General features: G+C 66.0%; 15 protein-coding genes and 1 tRNA gene. 8 read left to right on the top strand and 8 right to left on the bottom strand.

The genetic code is table 11. The annotated features are described in order from the left end of the window. Positions 1–54: 54 nt before the first annotated feature. Positions 55–1,026 carry an HTH-type transcriptional activator AllS gene (allS, locus tag QQZ18_RS19365; RefSeq protein ID WP_284542609.1) on the top strand — a complete coding sequence of 324 codons (972 nt, stop codon included), beginning with the start codon at positions 55–57 and terminating at the stop codon, positions 1,024–1,026. 203 nt (positions 1,027–1,229) lie between these two features. Here the strand turns inward: allS and QQZ18_RS19370 are convergent. Together QQZ18_RS19370 and cpdR are read right to left on the bottom strand one after the other, a co-directional pair. Further along, positions 1,230–1,304, bottom strand: a tRNA-Val gene (locus QQZ18_RS19370). A 152-nt stretch (positions 1,305–1,456) separates the two neighbouring features. Further along, complete coding sequence (cpdR, locus tag QQZ18_RS19375) at positions 1,457–1,819, bottom strand: cell cycle two-component system response regulator CpdR (RefSeq protein ID WP_026783912.1); 363 nt, start codon at positions 1,817–1,819, stop codon at positions 1,457–1,459. Positions 1,820–2,247: 428 nt separating this feature from the next. Between cpdR and QQZ18_RS19380 the strand changes: the two genes are divergently transcribed. Together QQZ18_RS19380 and hisN are read left to right on the top strand one after the other, a co-directional pair. Beyond that, on the top strand, positions 2,248–3,144 hold the full coding sequence (locus QQZ18_RS19380; RefSeq protein ID WP_284542610.1) for an N-formylglutamate amidohydrolase: 897 nt from the start codon (positions 2,248–2,250) through the stop codon (positions 3,142–3,144). 442 nt (positions 3,145–3,586) lie between these two features. Next, complete coding sequence (gene hisN, locus QQZ18_RS19385; protein WP_284542611.1) at positions 3,587–4,420, top strand: histidinol-phosphatase; 834 nt, start codon at positions 3,587–3,589, stop codon at positions 4,418–4,420. On the opposite strand, the gene QQZ18_RS19390 is transcribed toward hisN, so the two are convergent. Further along, entirely contained in the window at positions 4,398–5,345 is a 948-nt protein-coding gene (locus tag QQZ18_RS19390; protein WP_284542612.1) for an alpha/beta fold hydrolase, read from the bottom strand. The two genes, hisN and QQZ18_RS19390, sit on opposite strands and share 23 nt — an antisense overlap. A gap of 247 nt (positions 5,346–5,592) precedes the next feature. On the opposite strand from QQZ18_RS19390, the gene QQZ18_RS19395 reads away from it, so the two are divergent. Next, a complete protein-coding gene (locus QQZ18_RS19395; RefSeq protein ID WP_284542613.1) occupies positions 5,593–6,054 on the top strand; it encodes an Hsp20 family protein in 462 nt (153 codons plus the stop codon). Between the two features lie 133 nt (positions 6,055–6,187). On the opposite strand, the gene QQZ18_RS19400 is transcribed toward QQZ18_RS19395, so the two are convergent. Further along, a complete protein-coding gene (locus tag QQZ18_RS19400; protein WP_342398934.1) occupies positions 6,188–7,300 on the bottom strand; it encodes a threonine aldolase family protein in 1,113 nt (370 codons plus the stop codon). 524 nt (positions 7,301–7,824) lie between these two features. Here QQZ18_RS19400 and gltB point away from each other — a divergent pair. Further along, the gene (gltB, locus tag QQZ18_RS19405; RefSeq protein WP_284542614.1) at positions 7,825–12,549 is read left to right on the top strand and encodes a glutamate synthase large subunit; all 4,725 of its coding nucleotides are present in this window, start codon (positions 7,825–7,827) and stop codon (positions 12,547–12,549) included. A gap of 137 nt (positions 12,550–12,686) precedes the next feature. After that, complete coding sequence (locus tag QQZ18_RS19410) at positions 12,687–14,105, top strand: glutamate synthase subunit beta (protein WP_284542615.1); 1,419 nt, start codon at positions 12,687–12,689, stop codon at positions 14,103–14,105. 80 nt (positions 14,106–14,185) lie between these two features. Here QQZ18_RS19410 and QQZ18_RS19415 read toward each other — a convergent pair whose 3' ends face one another. Both QQZ18_RS19415 and QQZ18_RS19420 read right to left on the bottom strand, forming a co-directional pair. After that, positions 14,186–15,313: an SGNH/GDSL hydrolase family protein gene (locus tag QQZ18_RS19415; RefSeq protein ID WP_284542616.1), complete on the bottom strand. Its 1,128-nt coding sequence runs from the start codon at positions 15,311–15,313 to the stop codon at positions 14,186–14,188. A 45-nt stretch (positions 15,314–15,358) separates the two neighbouring features. Continuing rightward, a complete protein-coding gene (locus QQZ18_RS19420; RefSeq protein WP_284542617.1) occupies positions 15,359–16,630 on the bottom strand; it encodes a lytic murein transglycosylase in 1,272 nt (423 codons plus the stop codon). 239 nt (positions 16,631–16,869) lie between these two features. On the opposite strand from QQZ18_RS19420, the gene galU reads away from it, so the two are divergent. Beyond that, positions 16,870–17,745, top strand: coding sequence for a UTP--glucose-1-phosphate uridylyltransferase GalU (gene galU / locus QQZ18_RS19425; RefSeq protein WP_284542618.1), 876 nt, complete (start codon positions 16,870–16,872; stop codon positions 17,743–17,745). Between the two features lie 161 nt (positions 17,746–17,906). Here the strand turns inward: galU and QQZ18_RS19430 are convergent, their stop codons facing one another. Continuing rightward, on the bottom strand, positions 17,907–18,548 hold the full coding sequence (locus tag QQZ18_RS19430; RefSeq protein ID WP_284542619.1) for a LysE family translocator: 642 nt from the start codon (positions 18,546–18,548) through the stop codon (positions 17,907–17,909). Between the two features lie 128 nt (positions 18,549–18,676). Between QQZ18_RS19430 and QQZ18_RS19435 the strand changes: the two genes are divergently transcribed. Next, positions 18,677–19,168, top strand: coding sequence for an Lrp/AsnC family transcriptional regulator (locus QQZ18_RS19435; protein WP_284542954.1), 492 nt, complete (start codon positions 18,677–18,679; stop codon positions 19,166–19,168). Between the two features lie 67 nt (positions 19,169–19,235). Here the strand turns inward: QQZ18_RS19435 and serA are convergent, their stop codons facing one another. Next, positions 19,236–20,822, bottom strand: a complete 1,587-nt coding sequence (gene serA, locus QQZ18_RS19440; RefSeq protein WP_446728686.1) for a phosphoglycerate dehydrogenase — start codon at positions 20,820–20,822, stop codon at positions 19,236–19,238. Positions 20,823–20,866: the final 44 nt, after the last annotated feature.

A 20,866-nucleotide genomic window follows, 5' to 3' on the forward strand; every position in this document is an offset into this window, starting at 1 on the left:
CTTTCTGCTCGTGCCCGGTCCAGTGAAGGGGTGCGGCGAACAGAGCTTATCGCCATGGAACCCCGTCTTTCCAATCTCGATCTAGAAGCCGTCCGGACGTTCGTCACCGTTGCGCGGCTCAAGAGTTTCTCGGCCGCCGCCCAACAGCTGCATCGCACGACGTCGGCCGTTAGCTACCGCATCAAGACGCTCGAGGGCGGCATTGGCACGCCGCTGTTTGTGCGCACCACCCGGACCGTATCTCTGACGCCGGCGGGCCAGGTCCTCCTGGACAAGGCGGGGCAGATTTTCGAATGGCTCCAGCAGCTACCGGACGAGCTGAGGCAGGTTGGCGAGAACGTCGAGCCGCGCTTCACGCTGGTGGTGAACAACCTTCTCTACGAGTCCGAGGCGGCGGCCCATCTTCTGGTGCATCTCAACCGCACCTTTCCCCACACCGAAATCGAGTTCAGATGCGCCGTCTACATGGGTGTCTGGGACGAGCTTCTGCAGAATGGTCTGCACATGGCGCTCGGCGCGCCGGGGTATCACACCATCAACGACGACTTCGACACCCATCCGCTCGGAGCCGTCCACTGGGTGTTCGTGATGGCGCCCGACCATCCTCTCGCCGACCATGCTGAGCCGCTGTCCAACGACGAGCTGCGGCGTTTCCCGTCCATCAACGTGCAGGATACCTCGACCCGTCTGGCCAAGCGCGTCGCCTGGAGGCTCGCCGGGCAGAAGGAAATGCTGGTTCCCGATCTCAAGACCAAGATCGTCGCCCACATCCAGGGAGCCGGCATCGGCTTCGTGCCGGCCACCTTGGCTCGCGAGCACATCGACGCTGGCCGGCTGGTCGAGCGTCGAGTGGTTCAGGGGCGCTCCCCCTCGCCGTTGTCTCTGGTCTGGCGGCGCAACCACAATGGCCGCGTGGCGACCCATCTGCGCGAGATGCTCCTGACGAAATCGGAATACTTCCCGTTCCTGGCCTCCCTGGTTGCCCCCGACGCGGGATCGCAAGAGGGCGACGAACGGTCGTCGTGAACGGGCGCCGGACGGCGTGGCTTCGCCGATCCCACCCGTCGTCCAGGCGCCAGCGGCGAGGCCGGCGTCGTGCGCGCCGCGTAGCCATGCAATGAAAACAGGAAGCAGAGGGGCGGGCTCGACTCGTTCGTGACGGAACCGCGAAGACGGTCCCCCAAAACGCCAAAGGGCTCAGCGATTGCTCGCTAAGCCCTTGGAAGAAATGGTGGGCGTGACAGGGATCGAACCTGTGACCCCTACGATGTCAACGTAGTGCTCTCCCGCTGAGCTACACGCCCATTTCCGTTTCGCGGGGCCGCCTCATCGGCGGCGTGGGCGGGGATATAGCGTCCTTTCCCTCCCCACGCAAGGGGCTTGAGACGCTTTTCCGAATTCCCCTTCAACCCTTTGACCCGAAACTGTTTTCCTTCCGGAAATCCGCCGATCGCCCTCAGGCGGCCGCCAGCATCTTCTCAACCTCGCGCACGAGATCCTTGAGATGGAAGGGCTTGGACAGCACCTTGGCGTCCTTGGGAGCCTGGCTGTCGGGATTGAGCGCCACCGCAGCGAAGCCGGTGATGAACATGATCTTCAAGTCGGGATCAAGCTCGGTGGCCCGGCGGGCCAGCTCGATGCCGTCCATCTCCGGCATGACGATGTCGGTGAGCAGAAGCGTGAAAGGCTCCTCGCGCAGCCGTTCGTAGGCGCTCCGGCCATTGTCGTAGGAGACGACGTCATAGCCGGCGTTGGCGAGAGCCTTGGCCAGGAAACGGCGCATGTCGTTGTCGTCTTCGGCCAGGAGAATACGGTTCATTTGCAAGTCCGGTCAGATGAGAAGCGGCGGCGGGTCGCGCGATGCTTCAACTATCTCACAAGAGCACCAGCACGGTAAACTTGTGGTTAGCAGGCCGCGTTTCAGGCCGTTCTTCCCTGTGTAGAACTTTTCAGGGGGGCGTTCAAACCCCGTAGTGGAGCGAATTTGACTTTTGGCAGGTCCGTGGGCCGAGGGCGCAAGCGTCCGCTCGGCACCGGCGGGGGGATGGTGGCGCTCCGGCCTCGCCCGGCGCGGCGCTCGGCGTGGCGGGCGGAGCGGTGGGGCAGGCGGCATGGCGCGCCGGCGTTCAGCCACGTTAACAATAGACAGGCTTGGCAAAACAGGGCAGATTCCAGAATCAGGAGTACAAAAGCCCTGTTTTCCGGCTGCCAGCGAGCCGGGTGGCAGGCTCCACGGACTGGAGAGGGATGCGCGTCGTCACCGATTTCCGCTCGGAACCGCCCTTCGAGATTCTGTCCCCCGTGGAGCAGACTCATCCTTTCGTCTTCAACTCGCCGCACTCCGGCACCGCCTATCCGGAAGACTTCCTTGCGGCGAGCCGGCTCGACAGCCGCCGCATCCGTCTGTCCGAGGACGCGCATGTGGACAAGCTGTTCATGCATGCCGTGACGACGGGCGCGCCGCTGCTCCGCGCGCATTTCCCGCGCGCCTATCTCGACGTCAACCGCGAGCCCTACGAGCTCGATCCGCGCATGTTCGACGGGCGCCTGCCGGCCTTCGCCAACGTCCGCTCCATCCGGGTGGCGGGCGGCCTCGGCACGGTGCCGCGCGTCATTTCCGAGAGCGAGGAGATCTATGCCGGTCCGCTGCCGATCGAGGCGGCGCTCGATCGCATCGAAACGCTCTACAAGCCCTATCACGCGGCGCTGACGCGGTTGCTCGCCCAGACGCACGTGCGGTTCGGTCGGGCCGTGCTGATCGACTGCCACTCGATGCCGTCGTCGGTCAGGGGGCAGGATGCCAAGGGGCGGTCCGACTTCGTGCTCGGCGACCGTCATGGCACGTCGGCATCGCGGGCTCTGATCGATCATGCCGCTGGCGCGCTCTCTGCGCTCGGCTACAAGGTAGCGATCAATCGGCCCTATGCCGGTGGCTTCATCACCGAGCACTACGGCCGCCCGGCCAAGGGGCTGCATGCCCTGCAGATCGAGATCAACCGGTCGCTCTACATGGACGAGAAGACGCTCGAACCGCATTCCGGCTTCGTGCGTCTCACCGCCGAGCTCGCCGAGTTCATCGAGGGGCTGACGCGCCTGCCGCTCGAGGTGGTCTGTCCGTCCCCCGGCCGCTTTGCGGCCGAGTGATTTTCCGGAAATTTCGCGGGCAAGCGAAACCGTCCGAGGCGGGGTCGGACACTGTCTTCGAATTTTTTGAAACGTTTTCAGAAAATCACGCCACTGGTGCCACCCGGCCCTGGGGGATAGGCTGAAACAAAAAAGGGGCCGTCGCAAATGCGGCGGCCCAAGTCTTAGGGAGGAAACGCCCAAGGAGGGCGGGCAGCGCGGAAACCCACGCTGCACCCCAATACAATGCCTACTTTCGTCTTACTGGTCAACCCCTCGCGGTAGAAACCTCGCCGTTAACTCGCGTTTTAGTGGGGATGACACCACTGGGTACAAAGAGCGCCGTGGACCGGAAAATTGCATTTCTTTGATTCCAAAAATAAAAACAATGGGATGAACCGGCTGGTAGAAACGAATCGCAACGTTGCCTCCCCTGCCGCATCATGTGGGAAACATATCGGATATGCAGATCACACCTATCTCCAAGGCCTTCTTCGACGCTCTGGCCGACGCGGCTTCAGCGGCGATCCTGCCGCATTTCCGCACCGCGCTTGCCGTCGAGAACAAGCTTGAAGGCGCCTTCGATCCCGTGACGATCGCCGACAAGGCCGGCGAGGTGGCGATGCGCAAGCTGATCGAGACCACCCATCCCGATCACGGCATCCTCGGCGAGGAGTTCGGCAACGTCGGTCTCGACCGCGAGCGGGTGTGGGTGCTCGACCCGGTGGACGGCACGCGGTCGTTCATCGCCGGCATTCCGCTCTGGGGTACCCTGATCGGCCTTCGCGCCGGTGGCCGGGCGGTTCAGGGCATGATGGCGCAGCCCTTCACCGGCGAGCGCTTCTATGGCGACGGCGTCACGGCCACCTACACGGGGCCGGGCGGCGAGCGGCCGCTCAGGACGCGTTCTTGCGCCGACATCTCCGAGGCGACGCTGTTCACCACGTCGCTCCGGCCGTTTTCCGACCGCGAGCGGGAGGCCTACCTTTCGGTCGAGGCGCAGGCGAAGCTCGTGCGCTACAGCGCCGACTGCTACGCCTATTGCATGGTGGCGGCCGGGCAGGTCGACCTCGTCATTGAGGCGGGGCTGCAACCCTACGACATCACGGCGCTGATTCCGGTGATCGAGGGGGCGGGCGGCGTCGTCACGTCGTGGACGGGCGGCAGCGCCGCCGACGGCGGCCGCGTGGTGGCGAGCGGCGACCGGCGCCTGCACGATCAGGTGCTGAAGCTCCTGGCTTCGGGAGTGTCGGGCGCGGCCAACGTGTCGGGCGTCATTCCGACGAGCCGGGGATGAAGGCGTCGAAGGCCGCCCAGAACTGGGCGGCATAGACCTCGCGTTCCATCATGATCTCGTGGCGGGCGCCATGGATCAGGATGTAGGCTGGATTGCGCAGGCGTCTTGCCATGGTCTCGATGGCAAGGCGGCTGACCACCGTATCGGCGCCCGAGTTGACCAGCATCACCGGGGCCGGAACCTTGTCGGCGATGTCGTGGGCCGACAGCAGATCGAACATGCGCGTCGCCGCCGCCACCCAGCCGAGCGTCGGGGCGGCCAGCCGGTAGACGGGTTGGGCGGCCGAGATCGCCTCGTTGATGCGGTAGCGGTCGGGGTCCGAGGTGAGCGGATTGCGCTCGAAGCTTCTTGCCTTGCTCGCCCGGCGACGCTGGCCGGGGATGTAGCGCGGACCGGCGCCACAGTAGACCGCGAGGCGCAGCAGCAGCCGGCGGAAGCCCGGCATGGTCGTCCGTTGCGGCAGGCCGAGCATCGGCGCGGTCAGCACAAGACGGTCGAAGGTGGGGGCGAGGAAACGGCCGGCAGCGAGAAGAATGCCGCCGCCCATCGAATGGCCGACCGCGAAATAGGGCGGCGGACAGTCCGGCAACACGACACGGCGGCGGAAGGCGTTGATGTCGCGCAGGTAATGGCGGAAGGAGCGGACGTGGCCCTTGCCGGGGTCGTCGGTGAGCCGGGTCGATCCGCCCTGGCCGCGCCACTCCATGATCGCCACGGCGAAGCCGCGTTGTCTCAGGCGCTCGACGACGTGGAAATACTTCTCGATCGTCTCCGACCAGCCCGGGAACAGGCAGACGGTGCCCTTGGCGCCGCCGGGCAAGGCAGGCCAGCGGGCGGTGCGCAGGCGCACGCCATCCGACGTCGAAATCATCTCCAGCCGGCAGCCGGAGGGAATCGGATTGTCGGCGAGGTCGAGAAGATCCATGGGCGCTCCCCGGCGACCACACCTGTCGCCGCCGCGCCGTTTCTAGCATGGAGGGGATGGCGGATGCCATCGTCGGAAGACGGTGAAAACGCATTGTCGACGCCTCTTGAAATGCCGTCCGGCCTTACCAAATCAAGGAACGCGGACGCCCCGGACGGGGGTCTGCGGCGACCGGAGGTTCCGCCTCGGAGAGGGGAACAGAAAGCCGGCCGGCCAACCCAAGACTGTCGCTCAACTGGAGGACATCATGCGTAATTTCGACCTTTCTCCGCTCTATCGCTCGACCATCGGCTTCGATCGCCTGTTCTCGCTGCTCGACCAGGTTTCGACCAGCGACGCGTCGGCCCAGTCCTATCCGCCCTACAATATCGAGCGCACCGGCGAGAATGCCTATCGCATCACCATCGCCGTGGCGGGCTTTGCCGAGGATGAGCTGACGATCGAGGCGCGCGAAGCCGTGCTGACGGTCAAGGGCGAGAAGAAGGCGGAAGCCGAGGACAACGGTCGCGAGATGCTCTATCGCGGCATCGCCGCCCGCGCCTTCGAGCGCCGCTTCCAGCTTGCCGATCACGTCGAGGTGAAGGGCGCCTCGCTCGAGCACGGCCTTCTGCACGTCGATCTCGTGCGCGACATTCCCGAAAGCAAGCGGGCGCGCACCATTCCGATCGGCAAGGGTGAGACCCCGCAGATCGAGGCGACCATCAACTGATCGGTCGACGATTAAGCTGATCGGCCTGGCGAGCGGAGACCGCTTCGCTCGCCAAGCGGCCAAATGACGAAGGGCGCCCCGCAAGGGACGCCCTTTTTGCATGTTCGGCCGGTGGTGATGGTTACGATGGCGGTTACTTGCCGAGCGCCTTGAGGAAGTGGTCGACCTCGTGGGCGGCGGTGGCGAACGAGGTGACGAGGCGGACGAGGTCCTCGTCGTCGCGCGGCTTCTCGTCCTCGGACAGGCCGTCCGGATTCCACTCGTGGAACTGTCCGCCGGCTGCCTTCAGGCGGGCGCTGACCGCCTTCGGCCAGATGGCGAACACTTCGTTGGCTTCCGGTTCCCACAGGATGCGGGCGGTGGACAGCTGGCCGATGCCGGTGGCGAGACGCTTGGCCATGGTGTTGGCGTGGAAGGCGTTGTCCAGCCAGTGGCCGCGATCGAAATAGCCCTGGAACTGGGCGGCGACGAAGCGGCTCTTGGAGAACAGCTGGCCGGCGCGCTTCCTGATGTAGCCGAAATCCTCGGCCTTCTTGGTGTTGAAGAAGACGACGGCCTCGGCGCACCAGCAGCCGTTCTTGGTGCCGCCGAAGGACAGCACGTCGACGCCGGCCTTCCAGGTGATGTCGGCCGGCTGGCAGCCGAGGAAGGCGAGGGCATTGGCAAGGCGTGCGCCGTCCATGTGCACCTTGAGGCCATAGGCGTGGGCGACGGCGGCGAGCGCGGTCACTTCCTCCACCGTGTAGACGGTGCCCCATTCGGTCGACTGGCTGAGCGAGACGGCGACCGGCCGGCCGTGATGCACGGCGGCGGGGAAGTAGCGGCCGATCGCCGCTTCGAGCGCGTCCGGCGTCAGCTTGCCGCGGGCGCCGGGAATGCTGACCAGGCGACCGCCCGACAGGAATTCCGGTGCGCCGGCCTCGTCGCAGGCGATGTGCGCCACGTCGTGGCAGAGCACGATGCCGGCCGGCTTCATCACCGAGGCGAGCGACAGCGAGTTGGCCGCCGTGCCGGTTGCTACGAAGAAGACGGAAACGTCGTGCTCGAACACCTCCGAGAACCAGTCGACGGCAACGCGCGTCTGGTCGTCGGCGCCATAGGCGGGAACGGAGCCGTTTCCGGCATTCATGAGGGCATTGGCCACTTGCGCCGAAGCGCCGGCCCAGTTGTCGCTGGCAAAGTACATGGAGCCGAGTTTAGCCTTGTCGAACCCGCGCGACAGCCGCCGAGTTTGCGCACCACCCATGCAGGCCGTTCATGCCGGCGTCAATCCGGATTTCGCCCCCAAATTAATGGGTCAGGATGGTTGACGGGACCGCAAGGTTATGCAAATAACGCATCGCGCATTCGGGACCGCGATAGTTTGGTTCCAAATGAGCGGATTTCGGGGTTCGGGCCTGCTTTTCGGAGGGGAAGAAGGCCAGCGCATTTCTCGAAATCCACCGGCCGCGCTTTTCGCTTGCCTCGCCGAGGCAACGGGTGCAAAGCGCGAAACGGGGGATTTCCGGGGAGGAGTGAGCTTCGGGATCATCTGGCGAAACGGCTATCGAAGCTGTCTCCTTGTTCCGGTTTGACGGGATGGGGACGACGGCTGTCGCTGTCGCGCCGTCCGGCGAAAAGGCCGCGACGTCGTCGCCAAAGAGGACGGGCGGTCCATAGCGCGGTCGCAAGCGGGTATAAGGAACATACCGCTCCTCGCGTGCAGTCGTCCGGAACAGAGACACCCTTCGGCGGGCCGTGGGTCTGCCGCACACTGATGAGGACTTCGCCATGAAGACGCTCGACGAACCGATGCCGCACCTCGCGCCAGCCGCGCCGAATGCCGCAACGAGCGCCACGCGCACGCCGGCCGACGCGATCGCCGATATCCGCGCGAAAGCCGGGGCGGAGGGCCTCTACAGCGCCCAGCACGAGCACGACGCCTGCGGCGTCGGCTTCGTTGCCGACATCAAGGGCCGCAAGAGCCACCAGACCGTGGCCGACGCCCTCTACGTTCTTGAAAACCTCGAGCATCGCGGCGCCGTCGGCGCCGACCCGCTGATGGGCGACGGCGCCGGCATCCTGGTGCAGATCCCGCATCGGTTCTTTGCCGAGGAGTGTCTGAAGCTCGGCTTCGAGCTGCCGGACGCCGGCCGCTATGGCGTTGCCCAGTTTTTCCTGCCGCAGGACGAGGCCGAGCGGACCCGCGCCGTCGAGATCGTCGAGCGGTCGGTGAAGGGCCAGGGGCTTGCCATTCTCGGCTGGCGCACCGTGCCGGTCGACAATTCGGCCCTGTCCGAGGGCGTCAAGGCCACCGAGCCGGTGCATCGCCAGCTGTTCGTCATGCTGCCGGGCACCTCCGACCAGGAGGCGCTGGAGCGCAAGCTCTACATCGCGCGCAAGGTGCTGTCCGGCGACGTCTACGAAGCCGACTGGAACGGCGCGACCAAGCGCGACCAGGACGCCTTCTACGTGGTGTCCTTCTCCTCGCGCACCGTCGTCTACAAGGGCATGTTCCTGTCCTATCAGGTCAAGCGCTACTATCCCGACCTGTCGGACCCCCGGTTCGAGTCGGCGCTGGCGCTCGTCCACCAGCGGTTCTCGACCAACACCTTTCCGTCCTGGAAGCTGGCGCACCCCTATCGCATGGTCGCCCACAACGGCGAGATCAACACTCTGCGCGGCAACGTCAACTGGATGTATGCCCGCCAGGCGACCACCACCTCCAAGGTGCTCGGCGAAGACATCGAGAAGATCTGGCCGATCTCCTACGAGGGCCAGTCGGACACCGCCTGCTTCGACAACGCGCTGGAGTTCCTGCTGCGCGGCGGCTACTCGCTGCCGCATGCGGTGATGACGCTCATCCCCGAGGCCTGGGCCGGCAACGAGAGCATGGATGCCGAGCGCAAGGCGTTCTATGAGTATCACGCCGCGATCATGGAGCCGTGGGACGGACCGGCCGCCGTGGCCTTCACCGACGGTCGCCAGATCGGCGCCACGCTCGACCGCAACGGCCTGCGTCCGGCCCGCTATGTCGTCACCGACGACGACCGGGTGATCCTCGCCTCCGAGAGCGGCACCCTGCCGATCCCCGAGGAGAAGATCGTCCAGAAGTGGCGCCTGCAGCCGGGCAAGATGCTGCTGATCGACCTCGTCGAGGGGCGCATCATCTCCGACGACGAGATCAAGAAGTCGATCTCGACGGCGCAGCCCTATGCCCAGTGGATCGACGACACCCAGCTGGTCCTCGAAGACCTGCCGGCGGTGCGCGCCCGCGCGCCCAAGTCGGCCGAGAACCTCCTCGACCTGCAGCAGGCCTTCGGTTACAGCCAGGAAGACCTCAAGGTGCTGATGGTGCCGATGGCCTCCACCGGCATGGAAGCCACCGGCTCGATGGGCACCGACACGCCGATCTCGGTGCTGTCGTCCAAGTCCAAGCTGCTCTACACCTACTTCAAGCAGAACTTCGCCCAGGTGACCAACCCGCCGATCGATCCGATCCGCGAGGAACTGGTCATGAGCCTCGTCTCGTTCATCGGCCCGCGTCCGAACCTGTTCGACCGGGGCGGCGACGACGCGCACAAGCGGCTTGAAGTGCGTCAGCCGATCCTGACCAACGAGGATCTCGAAAAGATCCGGTCGATCGAGACCATCGAGGACTCCGGCTTCAAGACCATCACCATCGACATCACCTATCCGGCGGCCAACGGTCCCTCCGGCATGCGGCCGGCCCTCGAGGCCATCTGCATCCAGGCCGAGGCGGCGGTTCGCATGTCGGCGGCCGGGCAGGTCTACAACATCATCATCCTCTCCGACCGTGGCGTCGGGGGCGAGCGCATCGCCATTCCGGCGCTGCTCGCCACGGCGGCCGTGCATCACCATCTCATCCGCAAGGGTCTCAGGACCCAGGCCGGTCTGGTGGTGGAATCGGGCGAGCCGCGCGAGGTGCACCACTTCGCCTGTCTCGCCGGCTACGGCGCCGAGGCGATCAACCCGTATCTCGCCTTCGATACGCTGATCGCCATGAAGGACAAGCTGCCCAAGGGGCTGGACGAGCACAAGATCGTCTACAGCTACATCAAGTCGATCGGCAAGGGTCTCCTGAAGATCATGTCGAAGATGGGCATCTCGACCTATCAGTCCTACTGCGGCGCCCAGATCTTCGACGCCGTCGGCCTGTCGTCGCGCTTCGTGCAGAAGTACTTCTTCGGCACGGCGACCCGCATCGAAGGTGTCGGTCTCGACGAGATCGCCAAGGAAACCGTGGCCCGTCATGCTCGCGCCTTCGGCAGCGACCCGACGCTCACCAGCATGCTGGAAGTGGGCGGCGAGTATGCCCAGCGCATGCGCGGCGAGGCACACGTGTGGAATGCTGGCGTCATCGCCGGTCTGCAGCATGCCGTGCGCGCCAACTCCTTCGAGCAGTTCCAGAAGGAATTCTCGGAACCGATCAACGCCCAGAGCGAACAGACGATGACCATCCGCGGTCTGTTCCGCATCAAGTCCGCCGAGGAAATCGGCCGGACGCCGGTGGCGCTGGACGAGGTCGAGCCGGCCCAGGACATTGTGCGCAAGTTCGCCACCGGTGCCATGAGCTACGGCTCGATCAGCCGCGAGGCGCACACCAACCTCGCCATCGCCATGAACCGGATCGGCGGACGCTCGAACACCGGCGAGGGCGGCGAGGAGGCCGATCGCTTCAAGCCGCTGCCCTCGGGTGACAGCCTCAGGTCGGCGATCAAGCAGGTCGCCTCGGGCCGCTTCGGCGTCACCACCGAGTATCTGGTCAACTCCGACCAGATGCAGATCAAGATGGCGCAAGGGGCGAAGCCCGGCGAAGGCGGCCAGCTGCCCGGCCACAAGGTCGACGCGGTCATCGGCAAGGTGCGTCACGCCACCCCCGGCGTGCAGCTCATCTCGCCGCCGCCGCACCATGACATCTACTCGATCGAGGATCTGGCCCAGCTGATCTTCGACCTGAAGAACGTCAACCCGACCGGCGAAGTGTCGGTGAAGCTCGTCTCGGAAGTCGGCGTCGGCACGGTTGCCGCCGGCGTCGCCAAGGCGCGCGCCGATCACATCACCATCTCGGGCTTTGAGGGCGGCACCGGCGCTTCGCCGCTGACCTCCATCAAGCACGCGGGCTCCCCGTGGGAGATCGGTCTCGCCGAAACGCAGCAGACCCTGGTGATCAACGGCCTCCGCAGCCGCGTCGAGCTTCAGGTCGACGGTGGTGTCCGCACCGGCCGCGACGTGGTGGTCGGCGCCCTGCTCGGCGCCGACGGCTTCGGCTTCGCCACTGCGCCGCTGATCGCCTCGGGCTGCCTGATGATGCGCAAGTGCCACCTCAACACCTGCCCGGTCGGCATTGCCACCCAGGATCCGGTGCTCAGGAAGCGTTTCGTCGGCCAGCCGGAACACGTGATCAACTACTTCTTCTTCGTCGCCGAGGAAGTGCGCCGCTATCTCGCTGCGCTCGGCTTCCGCAAGCTCGAGGAACTCACCGGTCGTACCGACATCCTCGACAAGCAGGCCGGCATTGCTCACTGGAAGGCCAAGGGGCTCGACTTCTCGCGCCTGTTCTACCTGCCGAAGGCGGACCCGGCCGAGATGCGCCACACCACGGTGCAGAAGCATCCGATCGATGATATTCTCGACCGGAAGCTGATCGCCGAGGCCATGCCGGCGCTCGAAAGCGGCAAGCCGGTGAAGATCGAGACGGCGGTCATCAACGTCAACCGCTCGGTGGGCGCCATGCTCTCGGGCGAGATCGCCAAGCGCTACGGTCACGTCGGCCTGCCCGACGACACCATCCGCGTGACGCTGACCGGCACCGCCGGCCAGTCGTTCGGCGCCTGGGGCGCCCATGGCCTGACGCTCGATCTGATCGGCGACGGCAACGACTATGTCGGCAAGGGCCTGTCGGGCGGCCGTCTGGTGGTTCGCCCGAGCCCGAAGTCGAAGATCGTGCCGGAGAAGTCGATCATCGTCGGCAACACCGTGCTCTACGGTGCCATCGCCGGTGAGTGCTACTTCCGCGGTGTGGCCGGCGAGCGCTTCGCGGTTCGCAACTCCGGCGCCATCGCCGTCGTCGAAGGCGTGGGCGATCACGGCTGCGAATACATGACAGGCGGTATCGTCGTCGTGCTCGGCAGCACCGGCCGCAACTTCGCGGCCGGCATGTCCGGCGGCATTGCCTACGTGCTCGATGAGGACGGCAGCTTCAACCGGCGCTGCAACATGTCGATGGTCGAGTTCGAGGAGATGGTCGAGGACGAACTGGCGCTGCCGATCGGCGTCGACGGCAAGGTCGACGTTCGCGGCGACATGACGCGCCACGACTGCGAGCGCCTCAGGGCCCTGATCGAACGGCACCATGCCTGGACCGGTTCGCCGCGTGCCAAGGCGATCCTCGACGATTGGGCCGCCTGGCGCGGCAAGTTCGTCAAGGTGATGCCGACCGAGTACCGCAAGGCGCTGGAAGCCATGACGGCGAGCCGCATCGCCGCCGAGTAACCGAGAGGGACGGCCGAAGGGCCGTCCCGCCCCACCGAGACAGGAAAGGGTTCCGATAGATTGCCCCCGCGAGCGGCGCCAAAGGAAGGCGCCCGTGGCCGGCGACAGGACCCCGCAAAGACGAGACGGAGTGAAAGATGGGCAAGGCTACCGGCTTTCTCGAGTTCGAGCGTCAGGAGCTCAAGTACCAGAAGGTGGACGACCGCGTTCGCCACTACAACGAATTCACCGTTCCGCCGCTGGAAAGCGACATGCAGACCCAGGGCGCCCGCTGCATGGAGTGCGGCGTGCCCTACTGCCATCGCGGCTGCCCGGTGAACAACCAGATCCCGGACTGGAACGACCTCGTCTACAACGGCGACTGGGAGACGGCCGCGCGCAATCTCCACTCGACCAACAACTTCCCGGAGTTCACCGGCCGCGTCTGCCCCGCGCCCTGCGAGGCGGCCTGCACGCTGAACCTGTTCGAAGCGCCGGTGACGATCAAGCAGATCGAATACACCATCGCCGAGCGGGCCTGGAAGGATGGCCGGGTGCAGCCGGAGATCGCCAAGGTCAAGACCGGCAAGAAGGTGGCGGTGATCGGTTCGGGTCCGGCCGGCCTTGCCGCCGCCCAGCAGCTCGTCCGCGTCGGCCATGACGTGCACGTCTACGAGAAGAGCGCCCGTGCCGGCGGCCTTCTTCGCTACGGCATTCCCGACTTCAAGCTCGACAAGCATATCGTCGAGCGGCGCGTGCAGCAGATGGTCGCCGAGGGCGTCGTCTTCCACTTCAACGCCCATGTCGGCGTCGACGTGAAGATCGAGGACCTCAAGGCCGAGTATGATGCCATCCTGCTGGCCGGCGGTTCGGAAAAGTCGCGCGATCTGCCGGTGCCCGGCCGCGAGCTCAGGGGCGTTCACTTCGCCATGGAGTTTCTGCCGCAGCAGAACCGCCGCGTCGGCGGCGAGCCGCTCGGCTCCGTCGATCCGATTTCGGCGCTCGGCAAGCGCGTCGTCGTCATCGGCGGCGGCGACACCGGCTCGGACTGCATCGGCACCTCGAACCGCCAGGGCGCGACCGGCGTCGTTCAGCTGGAAATCATGCCGAAGCCGCCGGAGAAGGAAGACAAGCTGCTGACCTGGCCGAACTGGCCGCTGAAGCTCAGGACCTCGTCGAGCCACGAGGAAGGGGCCGAGCGTCTGTTCGGCGTCACCGCCGTGTCCTTCGAGGGCCAGAACGGCGTCGTCAACAAGGTCAACTGCGTCAAGGTCGATGCCAAGTTCCAGCCGATCCCCGGCTCGGAATTCAGCATCGATGCCGATCTGGTGCTGTTCGCCATGGGCTTCGTGCATCCGGTGCACGAGGGCATGATCAACGATCTCGGTGTCGACAAGGACGGCCGTGGCAACGTCAAGGCGACCGAGGTCGACTATCGTACCTCGATCGACAAGGTGTTCGCGGCCGGCGACATGCGGCGCGGCCAGAGCCTCGTCGTCTGGGCGATCCGCGAGGGCCGTCAGGCGGCGCGTGCCATCGACGAGTTCCTGATGGGCGCAAGCGTGCTGCCGCGCTGAGCGAACATTGGCAAGACTGTCAAGCGGCCGGATTCCCAAGGGAGCCCGGCCGTTGTCGTTTGGGGTGAGATTCCGTCAGCCTACTTCAGCGCCGCCGCGTCGAAACGCCCGGCGACCGGTTCCAGCGGCAGGCCCTCGATGACGAGGCGATGGAGGACGGTGCCGGGTTTCGGGGGGGCGAGGTCGGTGGCGGCGATCAGCTTGTCCTCGCCGGAGGCGGCCGGGTCGTTCAACACCAGCACCGGACCGTCCCCCGACACCTGCTGCATCAGGTTGGCCGTGTGGTCGGCGACGTTGAGGGCGGGGCCGAGGCTCTGCTGGACGTAGAAGGCTAGCTTGCGGGCGCCCGAGCGGGTGAACCCGACGCCGTCCTTGAGGCGGAGCTGACGCACCTGTCCGTCGAGATCGGGGCCGCTCGCCACGAAGGCGCCGTTCTGGGAGAAGGGCTCCCAGACGTCGATATAGGTCGCGCCCTTTTCGGCCGCCTCGTCGCGGATGACGCCGTCGATATAGGTGACGTCGTTGGTCGCCTGCTGGCTGGCCACCGGAACGAGACCGACCCAGAGCAGCGGCACGGCGCGCTCGCGGGCGACGCGGGTGAGCTCGTTGAGCCGGGCCTTGTAGATGGTTTCCCAATCGGGGGTGGGAAAGTCCACCGTGCGGTCGGGCAGCTCGATCGGTCGGCCGTCGGCGCGGCCGATCATGGCCACCACGGCCGTCGGTCGCGGCTTGTCGGTCAGGCGCTTTTCAAGGAAGGCCTTCCAATCCATGTCGCCGGTGGCGGCGAGGCCGGCCTCGTCGACGGTCTTGGTCTCGATGCGTACATCCGGCCGGTCGGCATAGGCGACGTCGAGGCCGCGTCCGAGGTCGGCGGCCAGCCGGTCGCCGATCACCAGAACGACGCGCGCGTCGTCGTTCTTGGGGTTCTGCGGCTTGACGACGGCCGCCGGGGGGCGGGCCGCCTTGCGCTGCTGCTGGCCGGGGGGCGGCACCTTGATGACGCGTGCGCCCGGCGGCGGCTGGGCCGGCTGCTGTTCCCCCCATCCGAACAGACGCATCAGGAAGGGCCGGTTGTCGCGTTGCGGCTCGACGACCTGCGTCTGGTTTCCGCGCTGCACGATGACCTGCTGGGCGTGCAGGGGCAGGCCCGCCGCGATCAGCGTGGCGACGACGACAACCGTCAGGGCCTTTGCCCGGCGGAGCGGCATGTGGCGAGCCTCCAGACACCCGTCGCGTCAGCCATCCGGCTGGCTTCAGCCGCCCCGAAGCAGCGTCAGGAGTTCGAGCGACGCGTTGCCTGTGACGGCGAGGCCGCGTTGTGCCTGATAGGCGCGAATGGCGGCGACGGTTTGAGGGCCGACCTTACCATCGATCTTGTCGAGAGGGAATCCGATCGCCTTGAGGCGGGACTGCAACTCGGCGCGGCCGGCTTCGTCGAGCGGCGTGTAGCCGCGCGGCCAGGGGGTGACGAAGGGACCGCCGCCGGCGAGGCGGTCGGCGAGGTGGCCGACGCCGAGGGCGTAGGCGTTGGCGTTGTTGTAGCGCTTGATGGCCTGGAAGTTCCTGAGCGTCAGGAAGGCCGGGCCGCCGGGGCCGGCCGGCAGCAGCAGGGTGGCCTGATCGTCGGGCCGGGGGAAGGCGGCGCCGGAGGCGCGGATGAACCCGCGCGCCGTCCAGTCGGCGAGCGTCGCCGAGCGACCTTCCAGCGAGCTGTCGAAGCCGGGCGGCAGCACCACCTCGTAGCCCCAGGTGGCACCGGGCTGCCAGCCGGACTTCCGGAGATAGTTGGCGGTGGAAGCCAGTGCGTCTGGGACCGAGGTCCAGATGTTGCGCCGTCCGTCGCCGTCGAAGTCGACGGCATAGGTGAGATAGGTGGTGGGAATGAACTGGGTCTGGCCCATGGCGCCGGCCCAGGAGCCGGTCATGTGGCGGGCGTCGACGTCGTGGTGTTCCAGAATGCGCAGGACGGCGTTGAGCTGCTGCCGTCCGTAGGCGGCGCGCGAGCCGCCGCGCCAGCCGAGCGTCGCCAGCGCGCGCACCACGTTCTTCACCTTGGTCGGATCGCGCAGGATGGCGCCGTAGCTGCTTTCCATGCCCCAGATGGCGACGACGATCTCGCGGTTGACGCCGTAGGTTGCCTCGATGCTGTCGAGCAGCGCGCGATGGCGGACCAGCATCTCCCGGCCGGTGGCGATGCGGCTTTCCGCCGCCATGTCGTCGAGATAGTCCCAGATGGCGCGCGAGAATTCGGGTTGGCTCGTCGCCCTGGCGAGCACGTCGTTGTCGGGGCCGACGCCCCCGAAGGCGGCATTGAAGGTGGCGCGCGAGACGCCGCGCGCCTCGGCGGCCGGCCACTGGCTTTCGACGAAGGCGGTGAAGGCGGGCGGGATCGGCCCGTCGGCGAGCGGCGGCAGACCGGATCGGTCGGTGGCGTCGAAGTCGCCGCCGAGGATGGCGCAGGCACCGAGAAGGGCGGCGAGCGTGAGGGCGGCGGCACACCGGACGGCCCGTGATACGTTCGTCATGATGCGCTCCTCTCTTCGGTCTCTGTTGTCTTTTCAGAGACGGGACTTATGGTAAACGATAGGTTAAGTTCCGTAGCGTTTCGTCTGGAGGATCCGCTGGCGGATATTTCTCGAGGGAATTTTCTCGACCGGCCCGACATTTCCAAAATTAAACATTTTTCCGCTATTGATGATCCCGCCCACGCGGCAGACGTCCAGACGTTCGGATCGTCACCAGAGTTGCCGCTCAGGAGTGCTTCATGTCCAAACGCATTCGTAAAGCCGTCTTTCCCGTCGCCGGCCTCGGCACCCGCTTCCTTCCCGCCACCAAGGCCGTGCCGAAGGAGATGATGACCGTCGTCGACCGGCCGGCCCTTCAATATGTCGTCGACGAGGCCAAGGCGGCCGGCATCGAGCATTTCATCTTCGTCACCGGCCGTGGCAAGGAAGTGATCGAGAATCACTTCGACCTCGCCTTCGAGCTTGAGGCGACGCTCGCCGCCCGCAACAAGACGGCCGCCCTCGAAGAGCTGCGCGCCGAGCGGCCGGCCGCCGGCACCACCTCCTTCACGCGCCAGCAGGAGCCGCTCGGTCTCGGCCATGCCGTCTGGTGCGCCCGCGACATCGTCGGCGACGAGCCTTTCGCGGTGCTGTTGCCCGACATGCTGATGAAGCACACGACGCCCTGCCTGAAGAGCATGGTCGATGCCTATCAGGTCAGTGGCGGCAACATCGTCAGCCTCGAGGAGTGCGATCCGGCCCAGACCTCGTCCTACGGCATCGTCGCCCTCGGCAAGACGCTGGCGCCCGACGTCCATGAAGTGACCGACATGGTCGAGAAGCCCAAGCCGGCCGACGCGCCGTCCAACTTCTTCATCTCGGGCCGCTACATCCTGCAGCCGCGCATTTTCGAGCTTCTGGGCAACCAGGAGAAGGGCGCCGGCGGCGAGATCCAGCTTACCGACTCCATGCTGCGCCTTGCCAAGGAACAGCCCTTCAGCGGCGTACGCTTCCGCGGCACCACCTTCGACACCGGCACCAAGCTCGGCTTCCTCAAGGCCAACATCGCCTATGGCAGCGAGCGGACCGATATCGATCCGAACATCGTCAACGAGCTGAAGAGCGTTCTGGGCTGATTTCGAAGCCGCCGAGCCTTCGGCCCTTCGGTTCACGTTCCGTCAGACGCATTCGAGGCGATTGATTGTCGCCTCGAATGCCACTCTCCGTACCCGCTTTGCGCCGAAGCCGCCCTCGGGCGGCTTTTGTGTTTCTGCCTGGGCTCGCGTTCCGTGTTTCGTCACAGCGGCCGTTGCGACAGGGCTAGGCGAAGGCCGAAGCCGACCAACAGCGCGGCGAAGGCCCATCGCTGGAGATGCTGGGCAAGAGGGTACTGGCCAGCCCATCGGCTGAGCGTCGCGCCCGCGCCGGCATAGACGAAATCAAACATGAGGCCGATCGCGACGAGGATCGTTCCCAACACCGCAAACTGCCCCGGCACGCTTCCACTTTCCGGCCTGACGAACTGCGGCAGGAGAACCGAGCAGAACAGCAGCGCCTTGGGATTGAGCAGATTGGTCAGCAGGCCGCGCATTGCGGCGCGCGACCAGGATCGCTCCTCATCGCTGGCCGCCGGCCCGGAGAGGCCCGATGCGGATGACGAAGAGCGGAGGATGTCCAGGCCGAGCCACACGAGATAGGCGGCGCCGGCAACCCGGACCACGTCGAAGGCGGCCGGCATCGTCCTGAGGAGCGCCGCCAGTCCGGCCGCCGCGAGAAGCACGTGGGTCGCGCGAGCCGCGGCCAGCCCGGCCGCGACGGCGAGGGCGTGCGCCCGCCCCCTGAGCAGGCCGGTTTGCAGGATCAGCACCATGTCCGGTCCAGGGACGAGATAGGCGATGGCGAGCGCGCCGGCAAACATCCAGAAATCGACCAGCCCCATGCGTTCCTCCTCGCGCCTTCTCGCCTGAAAGCTAGCGCTTGAAGTCGCGGCATGTCCTTGCGTGTTGCACTTCGGTTGGGAGCCGGATTAGCATGTTGTGCCAAGACAAGATCCGAGGCCTGCCGATCATGCCAACATTGAAGCTTGACGCCATAGATCGCCGGATTCTGGCCGCGCTGCAACGGGACGCGCGTCTCACCAACGTGGAGTTGGCCGAGGAGGTCGGGCTATCGCCGTCGCCGTGCCTGCGCCGGGTTCGAATTCTGGAGAAGGCCGGGGTGATTGGCGGCTATCATGCCGCCCTGGATCGCGGCGGCGTCGGTCTCGACCTGACCGTCTTCGTCGGGATCAAGGTCGAGCGCCATCACGACGATACGGCGGCGGCCTTCATGGACGCCGTGCGCGCCTTGCCCGAGGTCGTGTCCTGCCATCTGGTTTCGGGAGAGTCCGATTTCCTGTTGCAGGTCGTCCTGCCCAATCTCGCCACTTACGAACGCTTCCTGCTCGGCACGCTTCTCAAGCTGCCGGGCGTCAGCGACATACGCAGCAACTTCGCCATCCAGACCGTGAAGGCGCAAGCGCCGCTGCCGCTCGATCATCTGCCGGCGGACGGCGCGTAGCGGGCCACAACGAAAAAGGGGCGCTTCGGGGCGCCCCTTCCTCATGGATGTGTCTCAGCGATGTCGATCAGAACTTCAGCGCCTTGACTTGGCGGACAACCGGCATGGCCTTCACCTTGTCGAGCACTTCGGCCGGCACGTCGCCGTCGACTTCGACGAGACAGATGGCGTCGGCGCCCTGCTCCAGGCGGCCGAGCGCGAAGGTGGCGATGTTGATGCCGGCGTCGCCCAGAAGGCTGGCGAACTTGCCGATGAAGCCCGGCTTGTCCTCGTTGGTGACGTAGATCATCGACGGCGCGAACTCGGCATCCATCTTGATGCCCTTGATCTCGACGATGCGCGGATGGGCATCGGCGAAGACGGTACCGGCGATCGAGCGTTCCTGGCGGTCGGTGGTGAGCGTCAGGCGGATCAGGCTTTCGAAGTTGGCCGAGGCGTTGTTGCGCACCTCGGCGACGGCAATGCCGCGCTCCTTGGCCATCACCGGCGCCGACACCATGTTGACGGACTGCAGGAGCGGCTTCAGCACGCCGGTGATCGCGGCGGCGCTGAGCGCGCGGATGTTCATGCCGGCGACTTCGCCCTCATACTCGATGCGGATCGACTTGAGGCCGGTCTCGGTGAGCTGGCCGGCGAAGGAGCCCAGGAGCTCGGCGAGCTTGACGAAGGGCGTCAGACGCGGCGCTTCCTCGGCGGTGATCGACGGCATGTTGAGGGCGTTGGTGACGGCGCCCTTCATCAGGTAGTCCGACATCTGCTCGGCGACCTGCAAGGCGACGTTCTCCTGCGCTTCCGTGGTGGAGGCGCCGAGATGCGGCGTGCAGACCACCTTGGGATGGCCGAACAGCGGATGGGCGGTGGCCGGCTCGGTCTCGAACACGTCGAGCGCGGCACCGGCGACATGGCCGGAATCGAGCGCGGCCTTGAGGTCGGCCTCGACGATCAGGCCGCCACGGGCGCAGTTGATGATGCGCACGCCCTTCTTCATCTTCAGGATGGCGGAGATGTCGATGATGTTGCGCGTCTTTTCGATCAGCGGCACGTGCAGCGTGATGAAGTCGGCGCGGCGGAACAGGTCGTCGAGCTCGACCTTCTCGACGCCGAGTTCGACGGCGCGTTCGTTGGACAGGAACGGGTCGTAGGCGATGACGCGCATCTTCAGGCCGACGGCGCGGTCGGCGACGATGGAGCCGATGTTGCCGCAGCCGATGACGCCGAGCGTCTTGTTGGTCAGCTCGACACCCATGAAGCGGTTCTTTTCCCACTTGCCGGCGTGCGTCGAGGCATTGGCCTCGGGAAGCTCGCGGGCGAGGGCGAACATCAGGGCGATGGCGTGTTCGGCCGTGGTGATCGAGTTGCCGAAGGGAGTGTTCATGACGATGATGCCGCGCGCCGTGGCGGCGGGCACCTCGACGTTGTCGACGCCGATGCCGGCGCGGCCGATCACCTTGAGATTCTTGGCGTTGGCGAGCAGCTTCTCGGTGACCTTGGTGGTCGACCGGATGGCGAGTCCGTCATAGTTGCCGATGATTTCGGCCAGCTTTTCCTTGTTCTTGCCGAGATCGGGCTGGTAGTCGACTTCGACGCCGTGGTCCTTGAAGATCTGGACGGCGGTGGCGGACAGCTTGTCGGAAATGAGAACGCGAGGAGCCATGGGAGTCATCCTGGTTGGATGGCGCCTGCACCTTGCCCTTGTGC

Source organism: Pleomorphomonas sp. T1.2MG-36, assembly GCF_950100655.1.
Classification (GTDB): Bacteria; Pseudomonadota; Alphaproteobacteria; order Rhizobiales; family Pleomorphomonadaceae; genus Pleomorphomonas.